This window comes from Rhodococcus aetherivorans, from assembly GCF_011058165.1.
Lineage (GTDB): Bacteria > Actinomycetota > Actinomycetes > Mycobacteriales > Mycobacteriaceae > Rhodococcus > Rhodococcus aetherivorans.
Map to the genome: position 1 here is coordinate 1 of NZ_JAALEG010000122.1, position 14,286 is coordinate 14,286.

16 protein-coding genes and 1 pseudogene are annotated in these 14,286 nt (G+C 70.7%); 7 read left to right on the top strand and 10 right to left on the bottom strand.

Annotated elements, in window-relative coordinates; all coding sequences use genetic code 11:
* Window positions 1-663 (top strand): beta/alpha barrel domain-containing protein (locus tag G6039_RS27895; RefSeq protein ID WP_164528161.1); only part of this gene is annotated, 663 nt, incomplete at its 5' end.
* 16 nt (window positions 664-679) lie between these two features.
* Here the strand turns inward: G6039_RS27895 and G6039_RS27900 are convergent.
* Window positions 680-1,501, bottom strand: a complete 822-nt coding sequence (locus tag G6039_RS27900) for an MBL fold metallo-hydrolase (protein WP_006945056.1) — start codon at window positions 1,499-1,501, stop codon at window positions 680-682.
* 35 nt (window positions 1,502-1,536) lie between these two features.
* Here G6039_RS27900 and G6039_RS27905 point away from each other — a divergent pair, with 35 nt between their 5' ends.
* Window positions 1,537-3,600, top strand: a complete 2,064-nt coding sequence (locus G6039_RS27905; protein ID WP_043797961.1) for a phage holin family protein — start codon at window positions 1,537-1,539, stop codon at window positions 3,598-3,600.
* Between the two features lie 525 nt (window positions 3,601-4,125).
* Window positions 4,126-4,557 (top strand): PLDc N-terminal domain-containing protein, encoded by a 432-nt coding sequence (locus G6039_RS27910; RefSeq protein ID WP_043797958.1) that lies wholly within the window; start codon window positions 4,126-4,128, stop codon window positions 4,555-4,557.
* Between the two features lie 459 nt (window positions 4,558-5,016).
* Here the strand turns inward: G6039_RS27910 and G6039_RS27915 are convergent, their stop codons facing one another.
* Together G6039_RS27915 and G6039_RS27920 are read right to left on the bottom strand one after the other, a co-directional pair.
* Window positions 5,017-5,553 carry a DUF1269 domain-containing protein gene (locus G6039_RS27915; RefSeq protein WP_006945064.1) on the bottom strand — a complete coding sequence of 179 codons (537 nt, stop codon included), beginning with the start codon at window positions 5,551-5,553 and terminating at the stop codon, window positions 5,017-5,019.
* A 110-nt stretch (window positions 5,554-5,663) separates the two neighbouring features.
* Window positions 5,664-6,086: a DUF7144 family membrane protein gene (locus G6039_RS27920; protein ID WP_043797955.1), complete on the bottom strand. Its 423-nt coding sequence runs from the start codon at window positions 6,084-6,086 to the stop codon at window positions 5,664-5,666.
* Between the two features lie 542 nt (window positions 6,087-6,628).
* On the opposite strand from G6039_RS27920, the gene G6039_RS31525 reads away from it, so the two are divergent.
* Window positions 6,629-6,958 carry a three-helix bundle dimerization domain-containing protein gene (locus G6039_RS31525; protein WP_006945068.1) on the top strand — a complete coding sequence of 110 codons (330 nt, stop codon included), beginning with the start codon at window positions 6,629-6,631 and terminating at the stop codon, window positions 6,956-6,958.
* Between the two features lie 185 nt (window positions 6,959-7,143).
* On the opposite strand, the pseudogene G6039_RS27925 reads toward G6039_RS31525, so the two are convergent.
* From G6039_RS27925 to G6039_RS27950, 6 genes and pseudogenes are all read right to left on the bottom strand, one after another.
* A pseudogene (locus G6039_RS27925) lies at window positions 7,144-8,199 on the bottom strand (ArsO family NAD(P)H-dependent flavin-containing monooxygenase); the annotation flags it as partial.
* A 49-nt stretch (window positions 8,200-8,248) separates the two neighbouring features.
* Complete coding sequence (locus G6039_RS27930) at window positions 8,249-8,656, bottom strand: DUF2703 domain-containing protein (protein ID WP_006945072.1); 408 nt, start codon at window positions 8,654-8,656, stop codon at window positions 8,249-8,251.
* A gap of 121 nt (window positions 8,657-8,777) precedes the next feature.
* Window positions 8,778-9,194: an arsenate reductase ArsC gene (locus G6039_RS27935; RefSeq protein WP_006945074.1), complete on the bottom strand. Its 417-nt coding sequence runs from the start codon at window positions 9,192-9,194 to the stop codon at window positions 8,778-8,780.
* Window positions 9,195-9,213: 19 nt separating this feature from the next.
* Window positions 9,214-9,864 (bottom strand): arsenate reductase ArsC, encoded by a 651-nt coding sequence (locus tag G6039_RS27940; RefSeq protein ID WP_006945075.1) that lies wholly within the window; start codon window positions 9,862-9,864, stop codon window positions 9,214-9,216.
* A gap of 23 nt (window positions 9,865-9,887) precedes the next feature.
* Window positions 9,888-10,967 (bottom strand): ACR3 family arsenite efflux transporter, encoded by a 1,080-nt coding sequence (arsB, locus tag G6039_RS27945; RefSeq protein WP_043797950.1) that lies wholly within the window; start codon window positions 10,965-10,967, stop codon window positions 9,888-9,890.
* Window positions 10,964-11,365 carry an ArsR/SmtB family transcription factor gene (locus G6039_RS27950; RefSeq protein WP_043797947.1) on the bottom strand — a complete coding sequence of 134 codons (402 nt, stop codon included), beginning with the start codon at window positions 11,363-11,365 and terminating at the stop codon, window positions 10,964-10,966. Before G6039_RS27950 ends, arsB begins: the two co-directional genes overlap by 4 nt.
* Before the next feature lie 71 nt (window positions 11,366-11,436).
* Between G6039_RS27950 and G6039_RS27955 the strand changes: the two genes are divergently transcribed.
* The 3 genes from G6039_RS27955 to arsA are packed head-to-tail and all read left to right on the top strand — an operon-like array spanning window position 11,437 to window position 14,080.
* The gene (locus G6039_RS27955) at window positions 11,437-11,853 is read left to right on the top strand and encodes an arsenate-mycothiol transferase ArsC (RefSeq protein ID WP_029546373.1); all 417 of its coding nucleotides are present in this window, start codon (window positions 11,437-11,439) and stop codon (window positions 11,851-11,853) included.
* Between the two features lie 23 nt (window positions 11,854-11,876).
* Window positions 11,877-12,263 (top strand): arsenite efflux transporter metallochaperone ArsD, encoded by a 387-nt coding sequence (gene arsD / locus G6039_RS27960; protein ID WP_006945082.1) that lies wholly within the window; start codon window positions 11,877-11,879, stop codon window positions 12,261-12,263.
* A 26-nt stretch (window positions 12,264-12,289) separates the two neighbouring features.
* Entirely contained in the window at window positions 12,290-14,080 is a 1,791-nt protein-coding gene (gene arsA / locus G6039_RS27965) for an arsenical pump-driving ATPase (protein WP_043797945.1), read from the top strand.
* Between the two features lie 66 nt (window positions 14,081-14,146).
* Here arsA and G6039_RS27970 read toward each other — a convergent pair.
* Window positions 14,147-14,286: PLP-dependent transferase (locus G6039_RS27970; RefSeq protein ID WP_206531416.1), on the bottom strand; the 140-nt coding region annotated here is incomplete at its 5' end.

Genomic DNA, 14,286 nt, shown 5'->3' on the forward strand with positions numbered 1-14,286 from the left:
GCGGCGTACGGCAGGTCGTTCGGCGTCGGGCGTGCGGCCGCGATCGAGCTGAACATCTACTACCTGCCCGGTGATCCGCACATCAGCGGCCGGGACGTCGAACAACGGCACCTCGACGTCCTGGCCCGGGTCGCGGACGCCGTCACCGTGCCGGTGGCGGTCAAGGTGAGCCCCCAGTTCAGTTCGATCGCCGAGATGGCGCTTCGCCTCGACGAGGCCGGGGCCGACGGGCTGGTGCTGTTCAACCGGTTGCTGCAGCCCGACATCGATCCCGAAACCCTCACCGTGGTGCCTGCCGTGACCCTCTCGACCCCCGCGGAAACCCGGCTGCCGCAGACCTGGATCGCGTTGCTGCGTGGACGGGTGCGTGCCGACCTGGCCGCGACCACCGGCGTCGAGGACGCCACCGACGTGATCAAGTACCTGCTCGCCGGCGCGGACGTCGTGCAGTCCGCCTCGGCGTTGCTGCGCCACGGTCCCGAGTACGCCGCCGTCCTGCTCGACGGCGTGCGCGAGTGGATGCGCCGCAAGGGGTATCGCAGCGTCGACGAGTTCCGGGGGATGCTCGCCGTGCCGCCCGGCGCGGACGGGACCGGCCGCGGACGGGGCGACTACGTGAGCGCGCTCCGCGAGGCCGACCACCGCGCCTACGGCATCCCGTGAGCCGAGGTGGCCGAGTTCATACGCGGTGTGGTCCCGGCGAACCGGGGCCGGCGCCCGGTGCGCCGAGTGCGCCACCCGGGGGCAATTCCACCGCGACGATCCCCGCCCGCTGGGCGTGGTGGACGAATTCGGCGCCCGGACCGAAGAACAACCGGGGGCGTACGGCGTCGAGGCCGATCGGCCACAGCGTGCCGTAGTGGATCGGCACCGCCAGGCCCGCTGCCACCAGGCGCGCGACGACCGCGGCCCGGGACGGGTCGAGGTGGCCGTTGCCGAGGGTCGGACCCCAGCCCCCGACGGGTAGCAACGCGAGGTCCACCGGGCCGACGTGGTCGGCGAGGTCCGGGTACAGGTCGGTGTCGCCGGCGAAGTAGGTCCGCCGGTCCCCCTCGACGACGTACCCGATCGCCGGGGCGAGTTCCGGGCCGCGTCGCCAGCGCCGCCCGTCGTGTCGGGCGGGCACCGCCCGGACGGTGAGCGTGCCGATCCGTGTCTCGTCGCCGGGCCGCAGCGGCACCAGGCGGTCGGCGAATCGGCGCAGCGCGGGCAGGCCGTCGATCGCCCGCCACGGGGCCACGATCGGAACGTCCGGGTCGAGCAGCCGCAGCGACGGCAGGTGGGTGTGGTCGGCGTGCAGGTGCGAGAGCAGGACGGCGTCCGGGTTGCGCACGTGCGGCCCGATCGGGGTGGGCCCCCGGCGGCGGCGCAGATGCGCGACGCGGTCGGTCAGCACCGGATCGGTCAGGACGACCGTCCCGCGGTCCATGATCAGCGCGCTGGCATGTCCGAGCCAGCGCACACCGGATGTGGCGGCATCCGGACCCGGTGGCGTGCTCACGACCCTTACGATTCCAGACGAGGGAAGGGGCCGCGATGCGCACGGTGGGCGGCATGGTGCGGGTGCTCGTCGAGTTCCTGGTGCTGTGGGGGTCGTCGGCGCTCGCGCTCATCGTGCTCGACCGCATCCTCGACGGCATCACCCTGGACCCGTCGGGCTTCACTCCGCTACCGACGCTGCCGGCCGCGCTGGCGCTCGCGTTGGTGTTCGGCCTCCTGAACGCGGCGCTGTGGCCGGTGATGATGCGGTTGATGTCGTGGATCGGTCCGGTGCTGCTGTTCGTCGGGGTGTTCGTGGCGGGCGGTGTGATCATGCTGTTGACGCTCTACCTGGTACCGGTCGCGTCGGTGGACCAGCGCCGGGATGCGTTCTACCTCGCGGCGCTGCTCTCGCTGTTCACCTCCGTCGTCTCGGGCGCCATCGCGTCCCGTTCCGATACCGCGTACCGGCTGATGCAGGTGCGCCGACAGCGGTTCCGGTTGCGTCGCAACACCGCACTCGTGGACGCGTCCCCGGGGCTGTTGTGCATCCAGATCGACGGCCTCGGCTACGACGTGCTGCGTCGCGCGATCGCCGACGGTGTGACCCCCGCGCTGGCGAAGTTGGTGCGCGAGACCCACCGGCTGATGCCGTGGCACACCGACTGGAGCAGTCAGACGGGTGCGACCCAGCTGGGCGTGCTGCACGGCTCCAACCACAACGTGCCGGCGTTCCGCTGGTACGACAAGACCACCGAGCACGTCTCGGTGTTCAGCAACCCGGTCGACAACGAGCAACGCGAACTCGAACGCACCCACATCCCCGGCCTGCTGGCGCACGACGGTACGAGCCGGGGCAACCTGTTCACCGGCGGCGCGCACGACAACGTGCTCGTCGTCAGCCGCATGCGCGGTGCCCGCCTCGGCGGCGGTGCCGGCTACAGCGACTACTTCGCCGACCCGGCGAGCGCGCTGCGCACGTTCATCCGGATGCTCGCGGAACTGCAACGGGAACTACGCCAGTCGCTGCGGCAGAAGCGGAAGGACATCCAGCCGCGGGTGCCGCGGGGCGGGCTCTATCCGTTCGTGCGGGCGTTCGCGACCGTGCTCGCCACCGATGTCGCCGTCGCGGCGGTGGTCGGCGATCTGATCAAGGGGCGCAGCGTCGTCTACGTCGACCTGATCGGCTACGACGAGGTGTCGCACCACTCCGGCATCTCCCGGCCCGAGACCCTCGCGGTGCTGACCAAACTCGACGACGTCGTCGAGATGCTGCTCGCCGTGGTGGCGCAGGCCGATCGGCCCTACCGCGTCGTCGTGCTGTCCGACCACGGGCAGAGTCAGGGCGCGACCTTTCTGCAACGCTACGGGGAAACCTTGGGGCAGTTGGTCATCCGGCTGGCCACCCGGCGCGAACCGGCGAAGCGCCACTGGTACGAGCGCGAATCCGACGTCTCCGCCCAGCCCGGGTCGGAGGGGCGCGCCTACGCCGCGGCCAGCGTGCACTCGCCGGCCGCGGCCGAGGAGGCGCACGCCTGCGCGGGTGAGCCGATCGTGCTCGGCTCGGGCAACCTCGGCCTGGTCTACTTCCCGCACCTGCCCGGACGCGCCGACGTCCACGCCATCGAGGCCGCCCACCCCGGTCTGCTCACCGGGCTGCGCGAGCATCCCGGGATCGGCTTCCTGCTCGTGGCCGCTCCCGGGGGGTCCGTGGTGCTCGGGCCCCACGGCGAGGTCGACGTGACCACGGGGAAGGTCACCGGCCGGAACCCGCTGGCGGTGATGGGCCCCGACGCGCTGGCGAAGGTGCGTCGCACCGACACCTTCGACAACGTTGCCGACATCATGGTCGGCGGCACGTACTGGCCCGACACCGACGAGGTCGCGGCGTTCGAGGAGCAGGTCGGCTCGCACGGCGGCATGGGCGGACCGCAGAGCACTCCGTTTCTCGTCTACCCCGCCGATCTGCCCGCCCCGCCCGAACCGCTGCACGGCGCCGAAACCGTGCACACGGTGCTCGTCGGCTGGCGGGATTTTTCGACGGGACCGCGCCCAGCGGTGACGAAGCAGGACGCGACGACCGGTGCGGATGACCCGGGACGCCCGGCATCCCGGGGCTGACCGCGGGACAGACCGGCCGAGGAGGGGTGGAGCCGGCCGACCGCTTCGAGGCCGAGGGATCTCGGCGCGGCGTGGGAGGACCTCGAGGTCGGGGTCGACCACCTCACCCGATGGGAAGCGGATTGCGCTGGTCACCGACCGGATGATCACCGTCATCTCGTTCCCGGGTGCCGGGGCAGTGGCCGGACATACACTCGAGGCAGTCCTATCCGGCGGAGCACACCGGGACTGCCTGATTCGAGACGAGCATGACCGAGGCGGGTGCGGTTCCCCTCACCGCGGAGCGGTGGAGCGGCTCGTCGCCGAGTTCGACGGCCGTCCCCACCTGCATCGAGTGGAGGCGGTCGTGGCGCCGGCGTCGAGGACTTGCGGGGGTTCCGGTGCCGGACCTGCCCCGAGCTGGTCGAACGATTCACCCGGCGGCGCCTGCTCGATCCGGTCGAGTCCGGGCAGTGTGCGGTGCCGTAGCAGCGGCGTCGACGCCGCTGTGGCGGTCGAGGAGGTCCGGTCGAGGAGGTGCACATCATGGAGTCGTTCTGGGATTTCCTGTGGTACACGATCGTCGTGTTCGTGTTCGCGGCGTATCTGATCGTGCTGTTCCAGATCCTGATCGATCTGTTCCGGGACCACACCGTCTCCGGCGTGGCCAAGGCCTTCTGGGTGGTGGTGCTGATCGTGGTCCCGTTCTTCAGCGCCTTGATCTACCTCGTGGTGCGCGGCCAGGGGATGGCCATCCGGGCCGGGCAGGCGCAGCTCGCGGCCAGGCAGACCACCGACGAGTACATCCGGCAGGTGACGGCCGGCAGATCTCCGGCCGGGCAGATCGCCGACGCGAAGGCCCTGCTCGACTCGGGTGCGATCACCCCCGCGGAGTTCGCGCAGCTCGAGGCCAAGGCGGTGGGGCAGAATACCGCCGGGCAGGGCACCACCGGGCGCGACAGCATGCCCCGTCGCTGACGAGCGACTGCACGAGGTGCCGGTGCGGGGACCGCCTGCGCCGGCCGTGACCTCGGGCCGAAGTAGACGTGCGGGGTGAAGGTGATGGAGACCGGACCGTCCCGGACCGTTCGCCTGTGGCGTCGGGCCCCGTGGAGCCGCAGTCCTTTGATGCGCCGGTACGACCGGATCGAAAGGGTCGATGTGACCGGCACTCCGGTCGCCCCTCCGCGGAGTGGGGCGGACAGTGCCGCCACCGCCGTCGTCACGGCCCTGACGGTATGGACGGTGACGGCGGCGGCAGGCGCGGGGCTGTACGGGCTGCACCGGTGGGCCGAGCATCGCCGAGGGGCGGCCTGGGACAGCGAGTGGCGCGGGCTGGGCACGACGCCGGGACGGCCGGCCTGAGCGGCAGGTATGCGGCCGTGTGCGGACGCGCTCGAACGCGGAGCTCAGGGGGCGATGCGAGCGTTCGCGAGGTTATCGATTCTGCTCGGCGTTCCTGATGTCGATGGCGAGTTGGTCGGCGGCCATGTCGGTGGCTTTGGAGACGATCCGGTTGGCGGCTTTGATGTTTGCGACGATCTGATCGGCGAGGTTCGTTTCGTACACCACGATCACGCCGGCCTGGCCCTCGTCGAGGGTCTCACCGAGTTCTTTGACGTCGCTGCGTTTCATCCGGTCGCTGGCGTGCCCCACCACGGCCCCGAGGGCCGTCCCGCCGGCGGCGGCGCCGACGAGACCGATGCCCACGGGCGGGAACAGCGCCGCCACCACACCCACCGCCAGTCCCCAGCCGAGGCCGACCGCTGCCCCGTGGCGGGTGGGTTGTTCGTGCTTCTTGACGATGTGGACCTTCCCGTTCTCGTCCTTGGCGATGACGGACGCGTCGAAGTCGTGGGAGGTGCGTATCTCGCGGTACAGCTGCTCGAGTGCCTCGTAGTCCGCTACGGCGTCCTCGACGCTGTCGTATGCCGCAGCGCTCACGTACAGGATGTCGTGCTCGTGCTTGCTCATGTGCAAACCTCCGAAATCTGATCGACCTGCAGGGGCTGACCGACGGACGTCAGCGCCTGACGGCCGTCGCGTTGCCGAGGGCGAAGCTCGGCCCGACGGCAGGATTCGTCCTAGTAGTCGGCTCGCGGATTCCAGGTCGACACCGCCCAGATGACCACCACGTCCAAGGCGATGATCAGGATCGACCACCACGGGTAGTACGGCAGCCACAGGAAGTTCGCCAGGATCGACAGTGCCGCGACAACGATCGCCGCTACCCGCGCCCACGTTGCGCCGGTGATCAAGGCGATGCCCACGACCACCAACACCACTCCGAGGACGATGTGGATCCACCCCCACGCCGTGAAGTCGAACTTGAACGTGTACTCCGGGCCCTGGACGAACAACTCGTCCTCGGCCACCGCGGCGATGCCCTGGAGCAACTGGACGATGCCGACGGTGGCCATGATGACCGCCGCCCCCACCGACGTGCCCGCCGCGATGCCCTGCTTGACGCTGATGCTTCCCGGGTTGTGACGTACATCCTCGGACATGGCGGTCCCCTTCACAGGTTGGATGAGACATCAGCAGTATGCGCCGATCCCGCATCCGCCTCGGGGAAAGTGCTGATCTTCCTCACCGTCCGGGGTGAACGGTGCGTGGTCCGGGAAACGGTCTCACGTGCTTTCGCTCGGTTGCACGAGGTGCCTTCCCCGGGCGGACACCGCGCCGAAGGTGGGCACACAGGGCCACCGTCAACGACGAACCCGGTTCCTGCCCCCCGTACACGACCCGCCGTGCAGAGGATAGGGCCTCGGGCGGAGTCGGTTCGAGCGTTTCGCAACAGTGGGAGAGGCTCTGCGACGGCCGTTATCGACAGCGACGAGACGGGCCCGATCGACCATCTCGTCATCGAGTGGCCCGCCGCCGGCCCGTGCCCACCGCCGCAGGCGTTCGACATGACCCGGGCCGGCCGACGATCCGAACAGACCCCACCGGCCTCGTGCAGAGGGGCCTGATTCCGCCGCGGGTGCGCAGATCGAAGTGGTATCGAAACGTGTTCCTACCCGTCCTGTTCTGCGGGACAATACTTCTCATGGACGACAGCGAAGTGCACGCCATCGACGTCGTCCGAATCCGACTCGGCCAGCGCTACCCCGACCTCGACCCCGAGGTGGTGGGGGGCCTGATCGAGGCCACGCTCGGCCGGCTCGACGGATGCCGCATCCGAGACTTCGTCCCCCTGCTGGTCGAACGGGCCGCCACGCGCACACTCGACGCGACGTACCACCGTGCACCGGAGTCTCGAGAACCGATGCGCACCCCCGAACCGCCCGCGGTGACCGAGACCGGCGAGGTGCGGACCGCGAGCAGCGTCCGGGTGCGGTGGGCCGTTCTCGTGCGTCGCTCATCACGCCTGTCGTAGGCGGTGACAAGAGACGGCGAGACCCGGGTCGGAACCGGAGTCGACGGTCGTCCACCACACCCGGGCGGGCGGGATGCTCGGCACGCAGCCAGGGTGTCGGCGACACACCCATGCCCGAAACCGGAGTCACGTCCTGAAACGGTTGGGAATCCGACACGAATCAACGACGGGGGCTCAGGGGCTGGGTCCATCGCCAGCCCGGCGACGGCGGCCTTGGCGGTGCGCCCGACCCCGATCAGCGTGGCCGAGCCGGGGCCGGTCCAGTCCCCGTAGCCGAGCAGATGCAGCCGGGGTTCCTTCAACGCCTGGGTGCCCGCCACAGCGATCGAACCGTCCGGCCCACGCAGGTGCAACGGCCGCAGAGGCGTCAGGGCGGGCCGAAAACCGGTGGCCCACACGATCACCTCCGCGTGCCGGCTCTCGCCGGTGTCGTCCCAGAAGACGCCGTCACGGGTCAGTCGGTCGAACATCGGCAGCGGATCCAGCGCGCCGCGGTCCCGGGCCGCGAGGACCTCCGGGACCATCACGATGTCACCGAGGTCGGTGATGCCGCCCGGATCGGGGCGTCCGGCCGCCAGCGCCAGCGCGCGCCGCGAGGCCATCTCGAACAGCACGCGTCCGTCGACGTCGTCCGGCAGGAACCGCGGCGGCCGGGGGGTCACCCAGGTGGTGCCGGTGACCTCCGAGATCTCGGCGACCAGCTGGGCCCCGGAGTTGCCGCCGCCGACCACCACCACCGTCTTACCGGCGAATTCACCCGGGGTGCGGTACTGCACGGTGTGCAACTGTCTGCCCGCGAAGCTGCGGGCTCCGGGATAGACGGGCCAGAACGGCTGCTGCCAGGTGCCGGTGGCACTGATCACCCGCCGCGCCCGCCACACCTGCTCCGCGGTGTCCACCCGCAGCCGCTCCCGGTCGTCGTCACGGGTGACCGCCCGCACCCGCACCGGCCGCCGCACCGGCAGGCCGTAGCGACGCTCGTACGCGGTCAGATACTCGATCACATGCCGAGCCGGTGGGAACCCGTCCCGCCACGGCGGCATCGGCCATCCCGGCAGCGACGCATACTCCGCCGGGGAGAACAGCCGCAGCGACGGCCAGGTGTGCGGCCACGCCCCGCCCGGCGCGGACCGGTCGTCGAGGATGACGAACTCGTGCCCGGCCCGGCGCAGGTAGTACCCGGCGGCCAGGCCGGCCTGCCCGCCCCCGATCACCACGACGTCCACCTCGATCGCGCTCATCGTCTCCCTCGTCACCCGTGGCCCGTCGTCGTGCGCAGAGCTACCGGTGTCAGCCGTCAGGGTGTTCGGGGGCGTCGAGCAGGCTCGCCGCGGCGATCAGGGCTGCTTTGACGATCAGTCGTTCGGGGATCTCCTCGAACGTGACCGGTCCGAGTGCGACGGTCCGGCACGGGGAGTCGCCGCACACCGAGCAGCAGCGGCTGCTGCCGACGTCGGCGTCGAGCCAGTCCTCGAGCGGACGGCCGGCGATCCAGATGCGGTTGGATTCGGCCGGGTTCGCGGCGAAGGCGGCGTCGTCGAGTTCGCGGACCTCGAGTTGCGGTGCGATGCCGAGCGGGCGCAGGACCTGCTCGAGCGTGCCGACCGCGTGCTGGACCTGCTCACCGGTGCCGGCGCAGCGGCGGCACGTCTGGCCCTGGCTGACCAGGCGTTGCCAGACGATGGGCAGTGCCGTCATCGCACACCCCTTCTCGGTTCGCGGGGAAGGTGGGAGTCGCCCCGGGCTCCAGTGTGGCCGACCCGGCCGGGCCGCAGGGCGTGTCCCGACGGATCCGGCCGGGGCCCGCCCTGCTGTCGGGTCAGCTGCGGACGGCGCCGGGGACGAGTTCGGCGATCAGTGCCTCGACCCGCGTCTTGATCTCGTCGCGGATGGGGCGGACCGACTCGACGCCCTTGCCGGCCGGGTCCTCGAGCACCCAGTCGCGGTAGCTCTTGCCGGGGAAGACCGGGCAGGTGTCGCCGCAGCCCATGGTGATCACCACGTCGGAGGCTTCGACGGCGTCGGTGGTGAGGATCTTCGGGGATTGGGTGGAGATGTCGATGCCGAGCTCGGCCATGGCCTCGACGGCGGCGGGGTTGACCTGATCGGCGGGGGCGCTGCCGGCGGAACGGACCTCGACGGCGTCGCCGGCGAGGGCGGTGAGGAATCCGGCGGCCATCTGGGAGCGGCCGGCGTTGTGCACGCACACGAACAGCACGGACGGCTTGGTGGTCATCGAGGGAACCTTTCGGGTGTCAGACGGTGGGAACGGCGGTGAGGTCGGCGAGCAGAGCGCGGACCCGGGCGTCGAGGTCGTCACGGAGGGTGCGGACCACCTCGAGGGATTGTCCGTCCGGGTCGGGGACGGTCCAGTCGAGGTAGCGCTTGCCTGGGTAGACGGCGCAGGCGTCGCCGCAGCCCATGGTCACGACCACGTCCGCGGCGGCGACGACGTCGTCGGTGAGCGGCTTGGGGAACTCGGCGCCGAGATCGAGTCCGAGTTCGGCCATGGCCTCGACCACGACCGGGTTGATCGCCGCGATCGGCGCGGAGCCGGCGGAGCGGACGTGGACGCGGCCACCGGCACGGTGGTCGAGCAGGGCGGCGGCCATCTGGGAGCGGCCGGCGTTGTGTACACAGACGAACAGCACCTCCGGAACGTCCTTGGCGACGGCGCCTTCGGCCTGGGCCAGCGCGGTCAGGCGTTCGGCGGCGAACCGCGGGGCGAGCGCGGTCAGGTGGGTGCAGACGGTGGCGGTGCGGCGCAGTGCCGCATAGGACTCGAACACCACCCGTTCGACGGTCTGCGGGGAGAAGATTCCGTCGTACTTGTCGGCGAGGTGCTCGGCGGCACGCTGGAGTACTGCCTGCGGCATGAGCAGTTCGGGCTGGTGGCGGTCGGACATGCCGTCTCCCTGGCTCTCGGGCTTCACGAAGCAGCGGGGGTGGCGGAGGGGGTGAAACGCTTGCGCAGGGCGAGCGAGACGTAGACGAGGCCGACGAGCACGGGCACCTCGATGAGCGGCCCGACGACGCCCGCGAGGGCCTGCCCGGAGGTGACGCCGAAGGTGGCGATGGCCACGGCGATGGCGAGTTCGAAGTTGTTGCCGGCCGCGGTGAACGCGAGGGTGGTGGTGCGCTCGTAGCCCAGACCCATCGCGGCGCCCAGGAGATAGCCGCCGCCCCACATGATCGCGAAGTACGCCAGCAGCGGCAGGGCGATGCGGGCGACGTCCCACGGGTGGGAGGTGATCTGCTCGCCCTGCAGCGCGAAGAGCATCACGATGGTGAACAGCAGCCCGTACAGGGCCCACGGCCCGATCCTGGGCAGGAACTTCTGCTCGTACCAGGTCCGGCCCTTGGCCTTCTCGCCGAAGTGCCGGGTGAGGAAACCGGCGAGCAGCGGGATGCCGAGGAAGATGAGCACCGACTTGGCGATCTGCCAGGGCGAGACGTCGAGGGTGGTCTGTTCGAGTCCGAGCCAGCCCGGCAGCACCGAGAGATAGAACCAGCCGAGGCCGGCGAACATGATCACCTGGAAGACGGAGTTCAGCGCGACCAGCACGGCGGCGGCTTCGCGGTCGCCGCAGGCGAGGTCGTTCCAGATGATGACCATGGCGATGCAGCGGGCCAGACCGACGATGATCAGTCCGGTGCGGTACTCGGGCAGGTCGGGCAGCATCAGCCAGGCCAGGGCGAACATCAACGCCGGCCCGACGATCCAGTTCAGGACCAGCGAGCCGATCAGCATCCGCCGGTCGCCGGTGACGGTGTCGAGCCGGTCGTAGCGCACCTTGGCCAGCACCGGGTACATCATGATCAGCAGGCCGAGGGCGATCGGCAGCGAGATGCCGTCGATCTCGACGGCGGAGATGATGTCGCCGAGGCCCGGGATCAGGCGGCCGAGCAACAGGCCGACGACCATGGCCACGCCGATCCACACCGGCAGGAACCGGTCGAGTGTGGACAGCTTGCCGACCACGGCCGGGTGGTCGCTGGTGGTGGTCACGAGGCGACCTCCTCGAGGGTGACGGCGGGCGTGCAGGACGAGTTCGCGACGATCCCGGATTCGACGGACAGCACCGCGGACAGCTGGGCCAGAGCGGAGGGGACGACCCGGTAGTGCACCCAGGTGCCGCGACGTTCGCAGTCGAGGAGGCCGGCCTCCCGCAGCACCTTCAGATGGTGCGAGATGGTCGGTTGCGACAGGTCGAAGGACGGTGAGATGTCGCACACGCAGCACTCGCCGCCCTCGTGGCTGGCGATCAGGCTCAGCATCCGCAGACGCACCGGATCGCCCAGGGCCTTGAACATGCGAGCCAGGTCACCGGCCCAATCGGAGGTGAGCGGCTCGCGGCTGAGCGGCGGGCAGCAGGGCTCGTCCCCGCGCGGCGGTTGATTCGGCATGCGTCTATATTGACGGTTGTCGAAACACGGCGTCAAACGGACAGCCGGCCCGGTCGGAAGGAAACCCTCACGTGCGCACACCCTCGGTGCTGTTCGTCTGCGTGAAGAACGGCGGCAAGTCCCAGATGGCCGCCGCGCTGATGCGCCAGGCCGCCGGCGGCCGCATCGCCGTGCACTCCGCCGGAACGGCACCGGGTCCGGCGCTCAACGCCCTCTCGGTGCAGGCGCTCGAGGAGGTCGGCGCACCGGTGGACGGCGAGTACCCCAAGCCGATCGATCCGCAGCTGCTGCGGGAGGTCGACCTCGTCGTCACCCTCGGCCGCGACGCCCGCGTCGACGCGGCGTACGTGGAGAACTGGGACACCGACGAGCCGTCCGAGCGCGGCATCGACGGCATCGAACGGATGCGCCTCGTGCGCGACGACATCGCCGCCCGCGTCGACGCGCTCGCCGCCCGCCTGCTCGACTCCGCCTCCCCCACCCGCTGATCCGACCGATCCAGGAGAAACTCATGAGCACCATCGCAGTCTTCGAGCCAGCCCTGTGCTGCAACACCGGCGTGTGCGGCGACGACGTGGACCGGAACCTCGTCACCTTCACGGCCGACATGCAGTGGCTGAAGGATCAGGGTGCCGCCATCACCCGGCACAACCTCGCCAACGATCCGCTGGCCTTCGCGCACAATCCCGCCGTCAAGCGCTTCCTCGAGGTCGCCGGCTCCGCCGGTCTGCCGCTCGTGCTCGTCGACGACGTCACCGTGCTCACCGGCCGCTACCCCGATCGGACCCAGCTCGCCGCGTGGGCGGGACTCGACGCCGCGCAGGCGCCCGTCGGCGCGACGATGCTGAATCTCGCGGACGATGCCTGCTGCACACCCGGCGACTCCACCTGCTGCTGAGCTGTCGAGGACGAGGAGATCACCGGATGACCACCCCCACGTTCCTGACCGACCCGCCGCGGTTCGTGTTCTTCACCGGCAAGGGCGGCGTCGGCAAGACCTCCATCGCCTGTGCGAGCGCGCTGAGCCTCGCCCGCGCCGGGAAGAAGGTGCTGCTGGTCTCGACGGACCCCGCCTCGAACGTCGGCCAGGTCTTCGGCCTGGCGATCGGCAACGCCCTCACCGCAATTCCCGCGGTGCCGGGCCTGTCGGCGCTCGAGATCGATCCCGAGCAGGCCGCCGACGCCTACCGTGAACGCATCGTCGGACCGGTGCGGGGTTTGCTGCCCGACGCGGAGATCGCCTCGATCACCGAGCAGCTCTCCGGTTCGTGCACCACCGAGGTCGCGTCCTTCGACGAGTTCACCTCCCTGCTGACCGACACCGACGGCGAGATCGCCTCGTTCGACCACGTGCTGTTCGACACCGCCCCCACCGGACACACCATCCGGCTGCTACAGCTGCCCGGGAACTGGACCGAGTTCCTCGAGGCGGGCAAGGGTGACGCGTCGTGCCTCGGACCGCTCGCCGGGCTCGACAAGCAGAAAGCCATGTACGCCGCCGCGGTCGACGCACTGGCGGACCCGCAGCGCACCCGGCTCGTGCTCGTCGCCCGCGCCACCCGCTCCGCCCTCGCCGAGATCGACCGCACGCACGGCGAACTCGCCACCCTCGGGCTGAGCCGCCAGCACGTCGTCGTCAACGGCGTCCTGCCGGCGCCGTCCGGCGACACGGACCCCCTCGCCCTCGCGATCCACCGTCGCGAACAGGCCGCATTGGCGGGCATGCCGGCGGCGCTGAAACCGTTGCCGCTGGACCTGATCGAGCTCAAGGCCGCGAACATGATCGGTCTCGATGCCGTCGGGACGCTGTTCGAGACGGCCGACGGCGGCACGGACCTCCCGCCGGAGACCGGCGCGGTGCCGGAGGTCGCGGATGCACCGCTGCGCGCCCTGATCGACGAGATCGAGCGGGACGGGCACGGTCTCGTGATGTGCATGGGCAAGGGCGGGGTCGGGAAGACCACGGTCGCCGCGGCCGTCGCCGTGGCCCTGGCCGAACGCGGACACGAGGTCCACCTGACCACCACCGACCCCGCCGCACACCTGACCGAGACCCTGCACGGCGACGTCGAACACCTCCACGTCTCGCGCATCGATCCCGCCGAGGCCACTCGCGCCTACCGCGAGCGGGTGATGGCCACCAAGGGTGCGCACCTCGACGAGCAGGGCCGCGCGACCCTCGCCGAGGACCTGCGCTCCCCGTGCACCGAGGAAGTGGCTGTCTTCCAAGCCTTCTCGCGAGTGATCCAGGAGTCCCGGCGCAAGTTCGTCGTCGTCGACACCGCGCCCACCGGCCACACCCTGCTGCTGCTCGACGCCACCGGGTCCTACCACCGCGACGTCACCCGGCAGCTGGGCCCGGGCCTGCACGCCGTCACCCCGATGATGCGCCTGCAGGACCCGGCTTCGACCAAGGTCCTGTTGATCACCCTCGCCGAGACCACCCCCGTGCTCGAGGCCGCCGGGCTCCAGGCCGACCTCGAACGTGCCGGTATTCACCCCTGGGCGTGGGTGATCGACAACTCCGTGGCCGCCGCCGCGCCCACCGCGCCGCTGCTGCGCCGCCGCGCCGCCGCCGAGCTCGAACAGATCGACAAGATCCGTACCGAACTCGCCGATCGCTACGCGGTCGTGCCGCTGCTCGCGACCGAACCGGTCGGGGTGCCGGCGCTCAGGGCGCTCGGCGAAGTGTCCGCCCCGGTCGCCGTGCGGTAGCGCCCGGTTCCGACATGCGCGATCCCGCCCCGGCATCCGGGGCGGGATCGATGCGTGCGGCCGTGATCAGGCGCCGGCGGCCTCGAGGCCGGTGGTGATGTCGGCGAGGATGTCGTCGATGCCTTCGATGCCCACGGCGAGGCGGACCTGGCCGGGGGTGACGCCGGCGGCGAGTTGCTCGGTGGCGGTGAGCTGGGAGTGGGTGG